This window comes from Stenotrophomonas sp. BIO128-Bstrain (genome assembly GCF_030128875.1).
GTDB classification, from domain to species: Bacteria; Pseudomonadota; Gammaproteobacteria; order Xanthomonadales; family Xanthomonadaceae; genus Stenotrophomonas; species Stenotrophomonas bentonitica_A.
In genome coordinates this window covers 4444187-4458905 of record NZ_CP124620.1, presented here as the reverse complement: position 1 = coordinate 4458905, position 14719 = coordinate 4444187, and the positions used below count along the sequence as shown (strand labels likewise).

The following is a 14719-nucleotide window of genomic DNA, read 5'->3' as shown; positions in this document are numbered from 1 at the left end:
CCGGTTACTGCTGGGCGGCGGGAGCCGCCGGCGCGGCGGCCGGCTTGGCCGGGGCCGCGCCCATTTCGGTGGCCTGCACGGGCATGCCCGGCTGGATCTTCTGCAGGCCTTCGACGATGACCTTGTCACCGGCCTTCAGCCCGTCCTCCACCAGCCACTTGTCGCCGAGCGAGCGGCTGACCTTGACCTGCCGCACTTCGACCTTGTCGTCCTTGCCGACCACCATGGCGCTGGTATCGCCCTTGGGATCGCGGGCGATGCCCTGCATAGGCACCAGGATCGCGTTCTCGCGCACGCCGCTGCCGACCTGCGCACGCACGTACATGCCCGGCATCAGCACCTGGTCCGGGTTCTCGACCTTCACCCGCAGCGCGTAGCTGCCGGTGGTCGGGTCCACGCTGACTTCGGAGAATTCCAGGGTGCCCTTGTGGTCGAACGCGGTGCCGTCGTCGAGCAGGATCGTCACCGGCAGGGTCTGGTTGTCCTGCAGGCGGCCGCTGGCCAGCTCGCGGCGCAGCTGCAGCAGCTCGCTGGCGGACTGGGTCAGATCGACATAAATCGGGTTCAACTGCTGCACGGTGGCCAGCGCTTCGGCCTGGCCGGCGCTGACCAGCGCGCCCTGGGTGACCGAGGACTTGCCGATGCGGCCGCTGATCGGCGCGGTGATGCGGGCATAGCCCAGCGTCACGTTGGCCGCATCCAGCGCGGCGCGCGCGGCACCGACATCGGCCTCGGCCTGCTTGAGCGCGGCGATCGCGTTCTCGTTGTCCTGGGTGCTGACCGCCTCGACCTTGGCCAGCTCGCCGATGCGCCTGGCGCTCAGGCGTGCGGCATTGGCGGTGGCTTCGGCGCGGGCCAGCTGGGCGCGGGCGCTGTTGGCCTGGGCCCGGTAGCTGGCGTCATCAAGCTGGTACAGCGGCTGCCCCGCGGTGACCAGGCCCCCTTCGGTGAACAGCCGCTTGGCCACGATGCCGTTGACCTGCGGGCGCACTTCGGCGACCAGGAAGGCGTTGGTCCGGCCCGGCAGTTCACGGGTCAGGCCGACCTGCTCGGCTTTCAGGGTGGCCACGGTGACCTGGCCAGGCCCGCCCTGTGGACCCTCCTGCTCACCACCGCCACAGGCGGACACGGTCAGGGCGATCGCGAGGGACAGCGCGAGAAGGCGGTACGGGGTTCTGGACATGGCGGTAGGGGCTCGCAGACGGAAAAGGGCGCGCCTGCAGCCCAACTTCCGATAAAAGCGAAGAATGACGACAAACAGGCAGCAAATGACGGCAAATATCCGAAACGAGACCCGCCGACATTCGCAGGCAGTCCTCGCTGAGGATCAGTGGGGCGCAAATATACATACATGCATGTTTGTTTGTAAAGCGGTACAATTCAGGCCGGTTTCATCCAGCAACTGCACAGCGCAATGGCCCGAAAAACCAAAGAAGAGGCGCAGGCCACCCGCGAGGGCATCCTCGATGCGGCGCAGGTCTGTTTCCATGAATACGGGGTCGCCGGCACCAGCCTGGCGATGATCGGCGCGCGCGCCGGATTTACCCGCGGCGCGGTGTACTGGCACTTCAAGAACAAGGCCGAAGTGCTGACCGCGATGATCGACCGCGAGCGCGTGCCGTTCATCGAGCGCATGCGCCGCACCACCTCGGCCAAGCGCAACACGCCGATCCTGGACCTGCGCTCGGCGCTGCTGGTCTCCTTCCGCGAACTGGCCGAAGACGAGCGCCTGCGCAACATGATGGAAATCATGCTGCGCAACGATCTGTCAGTGGAAAGCCAGGCGATGCAGGAGCTGCAGCGCGAAGCGTCACGTGAGGAACTGGCGATCATCGCCGCCGCACTCGAGCGCGCGCGCGAGCTGGGCCAGCTGCACGACCACGCCGATGCCGAAACCGTGGCGCGCATCGTCAGCACCAGCCTGACCGGCGTGCTGTACAGCGCGATGCTGGAACCGGATCTGTTCGAGATCCAGCGCGACGGCATGCAGACGCTGGATGCGATCTTCAGTGCCTTCGTCAAACCGGGGGTGTTCACCCCGGGCGCACCGCCAACGCCATTGCCGACCGACGACGAGGTGTGAGGCAAAAAAAACGGCGACACCGAAGTGCCGCCGTTCTTCCTACCACCCGATCGTTGCGTGCCGTTACAGGATGTAGCGGCTCAGGTCCGGATCCTGCACCAGCTCGCCCAGATGCGCATCGACGTAGGCCTGGTCGATGCTGATGGTCTCGCCATCGCGATCCGGCGCTTCATAGCTCAGCGTATCCAGCAGACGCTCCAGCACGGTGTGCAGGCGGCGCGCGCCGATGTTTTCCTGGCGCTCGTTGACCTGGAACGCGATCTCGGCCAGGCGGTCCACCGCATCGACGGTGAACTTCATCGACACGCCCTCGGTCTGCAGCAGCGCTTCATACTGCTTGGTCAGCGCAGCCTTGGGCTCGGTGAGGATGCGCACGAAGTCCTGCTTGCTCAGCGCACCCAGCTCCACGCGGATCGGGAAACGACCCTGCAGCTCCGGGATCAGATCGCTGGGCTTGGCCAGGTGGAACGCACCGGAGGCGATGAACAGGATGTGGTCGGTCTTGATCGTGCCGTACTTGGTGGAGACGTTGGAGCCTTCCACCAGCGGCAGCAGATCGCGCTGCACACCCTCGCGCGACACATCGCCCCCACCGACGTTGTCACCGCGCTTGGCGACCTTGTCGATCTCGTCGATGAACACGATGCCGTGCTGCTCGCAGGCCTCGATCGCCGCGCTGCGGATATCGTCTTCGTTGACCAGCTTGCCGGCCTCCTCCTCGACCAGCAGCGGGCGCGCCGCCTTGATCGACAGCGTGCGCTTCTGCGCCTTCGCGCCGCCCATGCTGGAGAACATCTGGCGCAGCTGCTGGCCCATTTCCTCCATGCCCGGCGGGGTCATGATGTCCATGCTCACGTTGGCCGACACTTCCAGCTCGATCTCGCGCTCGTCCAGCTCACCGTTGCGCAGCATGCGGCGGAACTTGATGCGGGTCTCGTTGTCCTGCGCGGACGGCTCATTGCGCGCGGCTTCGGCATCGAAGCCGATACCGGTGCTGCGGCGCGGCAGCAGCGCATCCAGGATGCGGTCTTCGGCGCGTTCTTCGGCCTGCGTGCGCACGCGCACCTTGGCCTGCTCGCGGTACAGCTTGACCGCGGTGTCGGCCAGGTCGCGGATGATCTGCTCCACATCCTTGCCGACATAGCCGACCTCGGTGAAACGGGTCGCTTCGACCTTGACGAACGGTGCGTTGGCCAGCGTGGCCAGGCGACGCGCGATCTCGGTCTTGCCGACGCCGGTCGGGCCGATCATCAGAATGTTCTTGGGCATCACTTCGTTGCGCAGCTCGGTCGGCAGCTGCATGCGGCGCCAGCGGTTGCGCAGCGCGATGGCGACCGCGCGTTTGGCGTCGTGCTGGCCGACGATGTGCCGGTCCAGTTCCTGCACGATTTCGCGCGGGGTCATGGTGGCGGAAGAAACTTCAATCTTGTGCGGCATGAGTGTGCTCACGGATGAATTGGGTTTTTCGAGGTTGCCGGCCAGCGGCCGGCACTACGCTTACAGTTCCTCGACCACCACGTTGCGATTGGTGTAGATGCAGATGTCGCCGGCGATGTTGATCGACTCGGTGGCGATCGTGCGGGCATCCAGTTCGGTGTGCGCCATCAGCGCGCGGGCGGCCGACAGGGCGTAGGAACCACCGGACCCGATCGCGATGATGCCGTCTTCGGGCTCGATCACATCACCGGTGCCGCTGATGATCAGCGAGGTGTCCTTGTCGGCGACGGCGAGCAATGCCTCAAGCTTGCCCAGGCGGCGCTCGGTGCGCCAATCCTTGGCCAGTTCCACCGCAGCGCGCTGCAGCTGGCCATGCTTTTCCAGCTTGGCCTCGAACAGCTCGAACAGGGTGAAGGCATCGGCGGCGGCACCGGCGAAACCGGCCAGCACCTGGCCCTCGCGACCCAGGCGGCGCACCTTGCGGGCATTGCCCTTCATCACCGTGTGGCCGAGCGTGACCTGGCCATCGCCGGCGACGGCGACATGCCCATTGCGGCGCACCGAGATGATGGTGGTGGCATGAAATACGTTGGGGTTCTGACTGGGGTCCATGGAGCCTCCGGGGTGACAAAGACTGAGGTGGGGTCTGTGCCCGACGCTTCAACCCGTCCTGCCCTGCGCCCGGATGCCGCAGCGGATCGATTCAGCTTTCGTTGCCGCTCTTGCGCCGCTTGGCGCGCGGGTGGGCCGCATCGTAGACCTTGGCCAGGTGCTGGAAATCCAGGTGGGTGTAGATCTGCGTGGTGGCGATGTCGGCGTGACCGAGCAGCTCCTGCACGCCGCGCAGATCACCGGAGGATTCCAGGATGTGGCTGGCGAAGCTGTGCCGCAGCATGTGCGGGTGCACGTGCTTGAACAGGCCCTGGCGCTGGGCCAGTTGGCGGATGCGGATCTGCACGGCGCGCTGGGTGATCGGCCCGCCCTTGCGCCCGGGGAACACCGGCGCGGTCGCCGCGCCGCCGCTCTCGGCCCGCCAGCCCTGCAGCGCGGTGCGTGCATGCGAGCCGAACGGCACCCGGCGCTCGCGGTTGCCCTTGCCCAGCACGTTGACCAGGCCGGTATCGAAATCCAGGTCGAGCCAGATCAGCGCGCACAGCTCGCTCAGGCGCAGCCCGGAGGAATAGAACAGCTCCAGCAGCGCGCGATCGCGCAGGCCGAGCGGTGCATCGGTGGGCAGTTCGACCAGTTGCACGGCTTCATCGGCATCGAGCACCTGCGGCAGCTTGCGCGGCGCCTTGGGGGCTTTCAGGCCGGTGGCCGGGTTGGCCGCGATGCGATGGTGCTTGAGCAGCCACGCGTAGAAGCTGCGGCACGCCGAGAGCCGGCGCTGCAGCGAGATGGGCGACAGGCCACGCCGGTGTTCGGCCGCGATGAACTGGCGCAGCTGCGCGCTGTCGAGCGTGTCGATGATGGCGCCCTGCCCGTCCGACCACGCCGCCAGGGCGTCCAGGTCGCGACGATAGGCATCCAGCGTGTGCGCCGACATGCGGCGCTCCACCTGCAGATGCGACAGGAAGTCCTGCGCGGTACTCACGACGGCTCCGCTCAAGGGAATGTCAGGGCGACGGGAAACGCTGCAGGGCCACGACCAGCGACTCGCCCATCATGCGCAGGAACAACGTGCCCATGCCGGGGTAGAACCGGTTGCCGTCGTGGCTGCCCACTGCGATCAGGCCGACGCCCGGCAGCGGCAGCAGCGCGCTGGACTGCACTTCCTCGGCACGCCCCGCGTACAGCACGGTATTTTTTTCCGGCTGCAGGCGGCCACAGATCGGCTCGCCGTCTTTCAGGCAATCGCGGAACACCCCCAGCAACGGGCTGCTCTCCTCGATCACCTGCAGCCACGGCGCCTGCTCCAGCCCCGCAACCGGGTGCAGCACGATCAGCCGGACCAGATCGCCAGCAAAATCTTCTTCCAGCGAGGCGGCCATCGCCCGCAGGGTATCGGCCGCCGAGTCCTGTTTCATCAGTGCCAGGGTGAGCTGGTGCGTGCGGACCGCCAAGCGCTCGTTGATCTGCGCATTGGCGGCCAGATCGGCCAGCCGCCGCGACAGCTCACGGTTCTTGTCCCGCAGCACTTCCAGCTGGTAGCTGGCCAGCGACGCGGTGGGGCCGTCATCACGCGGCACCACCAGGGTCAGGGCCAGGTCCGGGAACTGTTTCAGGAAGGTCGGATGCCGACGCAGCCAGGCGGCTACTTCGTGCGATCCGATTTTCTCGGCGGTGTCACTCATGCGTTCCACTCTCCATCAAAGACGAAGGCTGCGGGTCCGGACATCACGATCTGTGCATCATCGGCCGGCCAGCGGATGCGCAGATCGCCACCCGGAAGCGACATCGTGGCATCGCGCTGCAGGCGACCGCGCTGCATCATCACCACGGCCGCGGCGCACGCGCCGCTGCCGCACGCCAGGGTTTCGCCGGCACCGCGCTCGTACACGCGCAGGCGCGCATGCTGCGGGCCGAGCACCTGCACGAAGCCGACGTTGACCGACTTCGGGAACGAGGCGTGCTGCTGCAGCAACGGACCCAGGCGTTCGACCGGGGCGGCATCGACCAGGCCCACTTCGATGACCGCGTGCGGATTGCCCATCGACACCGCGCCGAAACGCACCGTGTCCCCCTGCAGCGGCAAGAGATATTCTTCGCGGGCGCGGGCGAAGCCGATCAGCGGCACGTTCTCCGGCTCGAAACGCGGCACGCCCATGGCCACCGCGTACTGGTCTTCGCCCAGGCGCTCAACCGCGTGCGTGGTGACCGGGCTGTCGATCGCGAACGTGGTGCCAGTGGCCGCACCATCGCGCACCAGCCAGGCAGCGACGCAGCGCGCGCCGTTGCCACACTGCTCCGAACGGCTGCCGTCGGCATTCCAGATCCGGTAGGAGGCCACCGAGCCCTCGGCCTTGGGCGGTTCGATGGTCAGGATCTGGTCGCAACCCACGCCGGTATGGCGATCGGCCAGGCGCGCGGCCAGTGCGGCATCCGGCGGTACGCTGCCATCGCGCAGGTCCAACACCACGAAATCATTGCCGGCGCCATGCATCTTGGTGAAACGCAGCGCCGCGGACGTGCTTGCCTTACTCATTCCCGTCATTGGCCTTCAGCGCCGGGGCTTCAACGGGATCGGGAACCACCGGGGAATCGGTATCGGCGTCAGCGGCCGGCGGCGTGGCGTCGTCGGCGGCCGGTTCGACCAGTTGTTCTTCGACCGGGACCGGCTTCTGCGGCAGGACCAGCGGGCCCTTGTTGCCACAGGCCGACAGCACCAGCAGCGCCGAGGCGGCCAGCGTCAGGGAGATGAGGGTACGGGGGGATGTCTTCATGCCCTGAGTATAGCCGCGCCCTTTGGGCGCTTGGGTGCTGGCTGGATGAACAGGCCGCGCAGACATCGCGCCCCTGGAAGCACCCCGGCAGTGCCGGCGCTGGCCGGCAACCCCGCACCTCCTGCTGGGCCCAGGCGGTGCCGGCCAGCGGCCGGCACTACCGGAGCGGTTGACGATCCTTGGCCGGACAGCGGCGATCGTCGTCCTCCGACGGCCGGCGGCCGGCGGCTGCCATTACGGGGTCCGGGTCACGCCCAGCTGGTCGAGCACGAACGCATACGACTCGGCCAGCTCGTGATAGCGCTGGAAGCGGCCGGATTTGCCACCGTGGCCGGCTTCCATGTTGGTGCGGAAGACGATCGGGAAGTGACCGGTGTTGTCATCGCGCAGCTTGGCCACCCACTTGGCCGGCTCCCAGTACTGCACCTGCGAATCCCACAGCCCGGTGCCGACATACAGGGCCGGATAGGCCTGCTTGCCGACGTTGTCGTACGGCGAGTACTTCAGCATGTAGTCGTAGTACTCGCGCTGCTCGGGGTTGCCCCACTCGTCGTATTCGTTGGTCGTCAGCGGGATGCTGGCATCGAGCATGGTGGTGACCACATCCACGAACGGCACCTGGGCGACCATCACGCGGTAGTCCTGCGGTGCCTGGTTGGCGACCGCGCCCATCAGCAGGCCACCGGCGCTGCCACCGGAGGCGGCGACGCGATCCTTGGCGGCATAGCCGAGGCGGACCAGCTCACGAGTGACGTCGATGAAATCGTTGAAGGTGTTCTGCTTCTTGAGCAGCTTGCCGTCCTCATACCACGCACGGCCCATTTCCTGGCCGCCGCGGATGTGGGCGATGGCATACACCACGCCGCGATCCAGCAGGCTGACCACGGTCTGGTTGAAGCCCGGATCCATCGACATGCCGTAGCTGCCGTAGGCGTACTGGTACAGCGCGCCGGTGCCGTCCTTCTTGAAACCGTTGCGGTAGACCAGCGACACCGGCACCTTGACGCCATCGCGGGCCGTCACCCACACACGCTCGGTGGTGTACTGCGACGGGTCATAGCCGATCACCGGCTGCTGTTTGAGCTGGCGACGCTCACCGGTGACGGTGTTGAGCTCGTAGGTGGTGGTCGGGGTGGTCAGCGAGGTGTAGGCGTACCGCAGCCACGGCGTATCGTGTTCGCTGTTGGCGGCCAGCCCCATCGAATAGGCCGGCTCGTCGGCCTTGACGTAGTCCTGGCGGCCATCCGGGAACAGCAGGCGCACGCGCTCCAGGCCATTGGAGCGCTCGGCGATCGCGGTGAAGCCATCGAACAGCTCGAAGCCTTCGATCAGCACCGCATCATCGTGCGCGACCCAGTCTTTCCACTGGCTGCGCGTGGTGGCATCGCTGGGCGCGGTGACGATCTTGAAGTTCTTCGCATCGGCATCGTTGGTGCGGATCACCCAGCGGCCGTTGAAGTGGTCGGCGTCGTATTCCACGTCGCGTGCACGCGGTGCCAGCACCTTGAATGCCTGCGGATCGGCGGCCGGGGCGTAGCGCGTTTCCGAGCTGACCGTGCTGTGCAGTTCGATGGTCAGGAAACGATCATCGCGGGTGCGGCCGACGCCCATGTAAAAGCTGTCGTCCTTCTCCTCGTAGACCAGCACGTCACTGCTGGCCGGGGTGCCCAGCACGTGTTTTTTCACGCGCACGGTGAGCAGCGTTTCCGGATCGTTCTCGACGTAGAACAGGGTGCGGTTGTCATCGGCCCAGACCACGTTGGGCGAGACGTTCTCGATACGGTCCGGCAGCACGTCACCGGTGCGCAGGTCCTTGAAGCGGATCACGTACTGGCGGCGGCCCACATCATCTTCGGCCCAGGCCAGCAGATGGTTGTCCTGGCTGACATCGGCATCGCCCACGTTGAAGTAGCCCTTGCCCTCGGCCATCGTGTTGATGTCGAGCAGGATTTCTTCCGGCGCCTCCATGCTGCCCTTGCGGCGTGCCTGGATCGGGTAGTCCTTGCCGGTTTCAAAGCGGGTGTAATACCAGTAGCCGCGGTCACGCGAGGGCACGCTGGCATCGTCCTGCTTGATGCGGGCGACGATCTCCTTGTAGAGCGTGTCTTCCAGCGGCTTGAGCGGCGCCACGACCTGGTCGGTATAGGCATTCTCCGCGTTCAGGTACGCCAGCATTTTCCTGTCTTCGCGCTTGTCGTCGCGCAGCCAGTAGTAATCATCGCTGCGGGTCGCGCCAAAGGGAGCCTTCACCGTGTGCGGGTGCTTCTCGGCGTCGGGCGGGGTCAGCGCGGGGGCGGCGTGCACGTTGGAGGTCATGAGGCTGGCAACCAGTAAACAAAGGGCGGGTTTCACGAGATAAGGCTCCTGGCCGGGGAATGCAATGGCGTCCGTGTCCGTGCAGTCTGTGCCGCCGGGTGGGCCAGCAGCAAGCCTGTCGTTGGTCACTGCGCCTATCATCAGGCCATGGATACTTCCCGCACGCCCCCGACCGGCACCGGCTACAGCCGCCGCAGCCAGGAAATCGAACCCTTCCACGTGATGTCGCTGCTGGCCCGCGCGCAGGCGCTGGAGCAGGCCGGCCACGATGTGATCCACCTGGAGATCGGCGAGCCGGACTTCACCACCGCTGCCCCGATCGTGCGCGCCGGCCAGGCGGCACTGACGGCCGGGCACACGCGCTATACCGCCGCCCGCGGGCTGCCCGCGCTGCGCGAGGCGATTGCCGGGTTCTACCAGGATCGCTACCAGGTGCAGATCGACCCCCAGCGGATCCTGGTCACCCCGGGTGGTTCGGGCGCGTTGCTGCTGGCCAGCAGCCTGCTGGTCGATCCCGGCAAACACTGGTTGCTGGCCGATCCGGGCTACCCGTGCAACCGGCACTTCCTGCGCCTGGTGGAAGGAGCCGCGCAGCTGGTACCGGTCGGCCCGGAAACGGCGTACCAGCTCACGCCGGAACTGGTGGCACGGCAATGGAACGCCGAGAGTGTCGGCGCCCTGGTCGCCTCCCCGGCCAACCCGACCGGAACCGTGCTTTCCGCTGCGCAACTGGACGCGCTGTCGCAGTCACTGAAGTCGCGCGGCGGGCACCTGGTGGTGGATGAGATCTACCACGGCCTCACCTACGGGATGGACGCGGCCAGCGTGCTGCAGGTCGATGATGACGCCTTCGTGCTCAACAGCTTCTCCAAGTATTACGGGATGACCGGCTGGCGACTGGGCTGGCTGGTCGCGCCGCCGCAGGCGGTGAAGGAGCTGGAGAAGCTGGCGCAGAATCTGTACATCAGCGCCTCCAGCATCGCCCAGCATGCGGCGCTGGCGTGTTTCGAGCCGGAATCGATCGCGATTTTCGAGCAGCGCCGCGCGGCATTCCGCGAGCGCCGCGATTACCTGCTGCCGGCGCTGCGGGCGCTCGGCTTCCGGATCGAAGTGGAACCGGAAGGCGCGTTCTATCTCTACGCCGACGTGAGTGCGTTCACCGGGGATGCGCAGGCCTTCTGTGCGCATTTCCTGGAAACCGAGCATGTCGCGTTCACCCCGGGCCTGGACTTCGGGCACCACCGCGCCAACGCGCACGTGCGGCTGGCCTACACGCAGGAAGTGCCCCGCCTGGAAGAGGCGGTGCGGCGGATCGCGCGTGGGCTGGAGACGTGGGTGCGTTGAGCGACCCCTGAAAAAAACGCCACGCATCGCTGCGTGGCGCTGAAAATGGGGTGGAGCCAACCTGACGCCCCACCACCCGGAGTCCGCTCCAGGGGGCTACAACGTCTGCGGCAGGCTCACTCCCTGCCGGCTGCTCGACTGCCCCTGGCCGTCGAGCAACCCGAGCTTACTTGGAGAGCTGCTCCCACAGGAAGCTGTAGGCCAAAGCCGACATGTGCGCGGCCTGCGCGTTGTTCGCCGCGCCGCCGTGGCCACCTTCGATGTTCTCGTAGTAGGTCACGTCCTTGCCGGCGTCGATCATCATGGCCGCCATCTTGCGGGCGTGTGCCGGATGCACGCGGTCATCGCGCGTGGAGGTGGTGAACAGCACCGGCGGGTACGTCTTCTTCGCATCGAACAGGTGGTACGGCGAGAAGGTCTTGATGAACTCCCAATCGGCCGTGTCCGGGTTGCCGTATTCGGCCATCCACGAGGCGCCGGCCAGCAGGTGGCTGTAGCGCTTCATGTCCAGCAGCGGCACCTGGATCACCACCGCACCGAACAGTTCCGGGTACTGGGTCAGCATGTTGCCGGTGAGCAGGCCACCGTTGCTGCCGCCCTGCACGCCCAGGTGCTTGGCCGAGGTGATCTTGCGGCTGGCCAGGTCGCGGGCGACCGCGGCCATGTCTTCATAGGCCTTGTGCCGGTTCTGCTTGAGCGCTGCCTGGTGCCAGCGCGGACCGTACTCGCCACCGCCGCGGATGTTGGCGACCACGTACACGCCGCCCTTCTCCAGCCATGCGCGGCCCATGCCACCGGAGTAGGACGGGGTCAGCGAGATCTCGAAGCCGCCATAGCCGTACAGCAGGGTCGGGTTGGAACCGTCCAGCTTCATGTCCTTGCGGTGCACCACGAAGTACGGCACGCGGGTGCCGTCCTTGCTGGTGGCGAAGTGCTGCTCGATCACCTTGCCATCGGCATCGAAGAACGCCGGCATGGTCTTGAGCACTTCAGGCTGCTTGCCGATCTCGGCGATGGCCAGGGTGGTCGGGGTCAGGTAATCGGTGACGGTCATCCACACCGCATCGCTGTCGTCGGCATCCACCGCGCTGACAGCCACGGTGCCGAACGACGGCGCGCCGGTGAAGGCACTCGTCTTCCAGCCACTGTCGGTGGGGGTCAGCACGCTCAGGCGGCTCTTGACGTCGTCCAGCACGTTCAGGACCAGGTGGTTCTTCGTCCAGCTGGTGCCGGCCAGCGAGGTGGTGTCGGTCGGGGCGAACAGCACGTCGAAGTCGCGCTTGCCGGCGAGGTAATCGTCCAGCCTGGTGGCCAGCAGCGAACCGGCCGCATAGGTCTTGCCGCCCACGGTCCACGGCTCGCGCAGCTCCAGGGTCAGCCACTGCTTGCGCAGGCCCTTCTCCGCCGAGTTCGGCGCATCGATCCTGGTCAGCGTGCCGTCGTCGGCGCGCAGGAAGATCTCGTTGTTGTAGAAGGCCAGCGTACGGCTGACCAGGTTGCGCTCGTAACCGGGGGTATCGTCATGCATGGCCGCGATGTACATGTCATCGGGCTTGCCTTCATAGACCACCGAAGCCGAGGCCATCGGCGTGCCACGCTTCCACAGCTTGGCCACCCGCGGGTAACCGGAAGTGGTCATCGTGCCGGTGCCGAAATCGGTGTAGACGAAGACCGTGTCGCGGTCGATCCAGTTCAGGCCACCTTTGGACTCGGGGCGGAAGAAACCGTCCTTGATCCAGGTCTTGTTGGCCAGGTCGAACTCGCGGGTGACATCGGCGTCGGCGCCGCCGCGCGACAGCGCGATCAGGCAGCGGGAATAGTCCGGGCGCAGGCAGTCGGCGCCGTGCCAGACCCAGTTTTCGCCCTCGGCCTTGTTCAGCGCATCCAGATCCAGCACGGTTTCCCACTGCGGCGAGGCCTTGCGGTACTCGGCCAGCGTGGTGCGGCGCCACAGGCCGCGCTCGTGCTGCTTGTCCTTCCAGAAGTTGTAGTAGTAATCGCCGATCTTCTGTACGCCGGGAATCTTGGCGTCCGAATCGAGCACCTCGCGGATGCTGGTCTCCATCTGCTTGAACGCCGGGGTCGAGGCCAGGCGGCCTTCGGACGTGGCGTTCTGCGCTTTGACCCAGGCCAGCGGCTTGTCGCCGGTGACATCTTCAAGCCAGGCGTACTTGTCCGCGGGGGCGTCAGCGGCCATGGCGGTTCCCGCCGCGCTGGCGGAGATCAGACCTGCCACCAGGCAGGCGGAAGCGAATCGTGACATTGCAGCTCCAGGCATTCATAGCCTTGGGACGCTATCACACCGTCTGGCTGCGGCTCACGTGTCGAAGGTCAGGCCGGGCCGGTCGCGGCAGCGGGCGACCGCGGCGCCGCGCCTGCGGCCCACGACGGCGGCGGGCGGTCCGGGTGAGCAGGCCCGGCAGCGGCAGGCGGAAGCGATGCAGGCTCCACCAGGCCACCAGGGGCATGCCGACCAGCCACAGCGGCAGCCAGCCGATCCACTCGCTGTGGCCCCGTGCGGCGGGCCAGACCAGGACCAGGGCGACCCCGGCCAGGGCGGCCTGCCTGACGCAGCGCAGCACGCGCGGATCGGGACGGTCGGACGAACGCGGGGAAGACGACAGGGTCATGACACAGCTCCGTGCGAAAGTGATGCGTCACCTTGCCGCGCGGCCATCTCACCGGCTGCGACCTTGTCGGTCGGCCGCGGCAGCAAGGACCTCCGGCGCCGAGGCTGCATGAATCGGTCACGCAACCGCCGCGCCGCCATTGACGTTCTCTGCTGTCCCACCCACCATGCCCCTGCCAGCCACTGGAGCCACCCGCCGCATGTCTTCGAACCGCCCGCTTCGCGCTGTCCTGTTGGTCTCCTCGCTGGCGTTGCTGTCAGCCTGTGCGTTCCGTCATGAGACCAAACCGGACCCCGCGCCGACGCCGGTCGCGGTCGACAGCGCCGCGGCGCCGATCGACCTGCAGCGGTTCATGGGCACCTGGTACGTGATCGGCCGCGTGCCGAACCCGATCGAGCGCGGCCACGTCGCCAGCGTCAATGAGTTCCGCCTGCGCGGAGACCAGAAGGTGTCGATCAGATACCGCTACCGCGACGGCTTCTCCGAACCGCAGCAGGAACTGACCGTCCGCGCCTCGGTGGACGAGAAGAGCGGCAACCACAACTGGCGCACCTGGTTCTACAAGATCGTGCCGACCCACACCCGCGTGCTGGAAGTCGCGCCGGACTATTCGTGGGCGATGCTGGGTTACCCGGGCCGCGAGATGGCCTGGATCTTCGCGCGCCAGCCGGACATGGACAAGGAGCTCTACAAAGAGCTCGCCACCCGCCTGCGTGACGATTACGGGGTCAACACCGACAAGCTCAAGCGCGTGCCGCAGCACCCCGAGCAGGTGGACCGGCTGGGCTTTGAAGTGCCGAACGTCCGGTAAGGGCGGCGCTCAGGCCGCCTCGCGCGGCTGCACCCTGCGCTCGATTTCCTGACGGGTCGGCAGCGTCTTCAGGTCGTACTCGGCCTGGAGGGCCAGCCACGACGCGGCGTCCCCGCCGAAATGACGCGCCAGGCGCACTGCGGTATCCGCCGTTACGCCACGGGTTTCATGCACGATGGCGTGCAATCGCGTCGGCGGCACATCCAAGGCCCGTGCCAGCGCGGTGATGCTCAGCTGCAGCGGCAGCAGAAACTCCTCGCGCAGGATTTCGCCCGGATGGACGGCCCTGAGATTGTTGATGGGGCGGCTCATGGATGGCACCTCAGTGGTAATCGACGATCTCGACATCACGCGGACCGTTGTCGGTCCAGACAAAACACAACCGCCACTGCGCGTTGATGCGGATGCTGTGCTGCCCGCGTCGATCACCGTACAGCGCTTCGAGCCGATTTCCGGGCGGGCACCGCAGGAACTGCAGGGTCTGTGCAGCATCCAGCATCTGCAGCTTGCGCTCGGCCAGTGACTGGAACGCACGGAATTGGCGCGGGCATCGCCCCGCAAACAGCGCGAGCGTGTGGCGGCATCGGAAGGATTGAATCATTCCGCACAGCGTATTACGTCAAACGGAATATAACACAGCTGTCCGTCACGCAATGCTGCGTTGGTCGATCACCTGATCAATAGAACCAACGCGTGCTGCCGCCCCGGCACTCCC

The 14719-nt window shown here is 66.6% G+C and carries 15 protein-coding genes; 3 read left to right on the top strand and 12 right to left on the bottom strand.

What is annotated here, in order from left to right; translation table 11 throughout:
• Nucleotides 1-4: 4 nt before the first annotated feature.
• Nucleotides 5-1183, bottom strand: a complete 1179-nt coding sequence (smeD, locus tag POS15_RS20280) for a multidrug efflux RND transporter periplasmic adaptor subunit SmeD (RefSeq protein WP_284128755.1) — start codon at nt 1181-1183, stop codon at nt 5-7.
• A gap of 231 nt (nt 1184-1414) precedes the next feature.
• Between smeD and POS15_RS20275 the strand changes: the two genes are divergently transcribed.
• On the top strand, nt 1415-2083 hold the full coding sequence (locus POS15_RS20275; protein ID WP_019183678.1) for a TetR family transcriptional regulator: 669 nt from the start codon (nt 1415-1417) through the stop codon (nt 2081-2083).
• Nucleotides 2084-2146: 63 nt separating this feature from the next.
• Here the strand turns inward: POS15_RS20275 and hslU are convergent, their stop codons facing one another.
• The 7 genes from hslU to POS15_RS20240 all read right to left on the bottom strand — a co-directional run bounded on the left by hslU (nt 2147) and on the right by POS15_RS20240 (nt 9255).
• On the bottom strand, nt 2147-3520 hold the full coding sequence (gene hslU, locus POS15_RS20270) for an ATP-dependent protease ATPase subunit HslU (protein ID WP_019183677.1): 1374 nt from the start codon (nt 3518-3520) through the stop codon (nt 2147-2149).
• Nucleotides 3521-3580: 60 nt separating this feature from the next.
• Nucleotides 3581-4132, bottom strand: coding sequence for an ATP-dependent protease subunit HslV (gene hslV, locus POS15_RS20265; RefSeq protein ID WP_019183676.1), 552 nt, complete (start codon nt 4130-4132; stop codon nt 3581-3583).
• 91 nt (nt 4133-4223) lie between these two features.
• Entirely contained in the window at nt 4224-5114 is an 891-nt protein-coding gene (gene xerC, locus POS15_RS20260) for a tyrosine recombinase XerC (RefSeq protein WP_284128754.1), read from the bottom strand.
• Between the two features lie 22 nt (nt 5115-5136).
• The gene (locus POS15_RS20255) at nt 5137-5814 is read right to left on the bottom strand and encodes a DUF484 family protein (protein WP_019183674.1); all 678 of its coding nucleotides are present in this window, start codon (nt 5812-5814) and stop codon (nt 5137-5139) included.
• Nucleotides 5811-6665, bottom strand: a complete 855-nt coding sequence (dapF, locus tag POS15_RS20250; protein WP_070471917.1) for a diaminopimelate epimerase — start codon at nt 6663-6665, stop codon at nt 5811-5813. Before dapF ends, POS15_RS20255 begins: the two co-directional genes overlap by 4 nt.
• Nucleotides 6658-6903, bottom strand: a complete 246-nt coding sequence (locus tag POS15_RS20245; RefSeq protein WP_019183672.1) for a lipoprotein — start codon at nt 6901-6903, stop codon at nt 6658-6660. Before POS15_RS20245 ends, dapF begins: the two co-directional genes overlap by 8 nt.
• 234 nt (nt 6904-7137) lie before the next feature.
• The gene (locus tag POS15_RS20240) at nt 7138-9255 is read right to left on the bottom strand and encodes a S9 family peptidase (protein WP_284128753.1); all 2118 of its coding nucleotides are present in this window, start codon (nt 9253-9255) and stop codon (nt 7138-7140) included.
• Nucleotides 9256-9366: 111 nt separating this feature from the next.
• Here POS15_RS20240 and POS15_RS20235 point away from each other — a divergent pair, with 111 nt between their 5' ends.
• Complete coding sequence (locus POS15_RS20235; RefSeq protein WP_284128752.1) at nt 9367-10563, top strand: pyridoxal phosphate-dependent aminotransferase; 1197 nt, start codon at nt 9367-9369, stop codon at nt 10561-10563.
• Nucleotides 10564-10729: 166 nt separating this feature from the next.
• Here the strand turns inward: POS15_RS20235 and POS15_RS20230 are convergent, their stop codons facing one another.
• A complete protein-coding gene (locus tag POS15_RS20230; protein WP_284128751.1) occupies nt 10730-12826 on the bottom strand; it encodes a prolyl oligopeptidase family serine peptidase in 2097 nt (698 codons plus the stop codon).
• Nucleotides 12827-12860: 34 nt separating this feature from the next.
• Nucleotides 12861-13187: a hypothetical protein gene (locus tag POS15_RS20225; protein ID WP_046273170.1), complete on the bottom strand. Its 327-nt coding sequence runs from the start codon at nt 13185-13187 to the stop codon at nt 12861-12863.
• 205 nt (nt 13188-13392) lie between these two features.
• On the opposite strand from POS15_RS20225, the gene POS15_RS20220 reads away from it, so the two are divergent.
• Nucleotides 13393-14004 carry a lipocalin family protein gene (locus tag POS15_RS20220; RefSeq protein WP_019183667.1) on the top strand — a complete coding sequence of 204 codons (612 nt, stop codon included), beginning with the start codon at nt 13393-13395 and terminating at the stop codon, nt 14002-14004.
• A 9-nt stretch (nt 14005-14013) separates the two neighbouring features.
• Here the strand turns inward: POS15_RS20220 and POS15_RS20215 are convergent, their stop codons facing one another.
• Nucleotides 14014-14316 carry a HigA family addiction module antitoxin gene (locus POS15_RS20215; RefSeq protein ID WP_019183666.1) on the bottom strand — a complete coding sequence of 101 codons (303 nt, stop codon included), beginning with the start codon at nt 14314-14316 and terminating at the stop codon, nt 14014-14016.
• A gap of 10 nt (nt 14317-14326) precedes the next feature.
• Nucleotides 14327-14605 carry a type II toxin-antitoxin system RelE/ParE family toxin gene (locus POS15_RS20210; RefSeq protein WP_046273155.1) on the bottom strand — a complete coding sequence of 93 codons (279 nt, stop codon included), beginning with the start codon at nt 14603-14605 and terminating at the stop codon, nt 14327-14329.
• Nucleotides 14606-14719 lie beyond the last annotated feature (114 nt).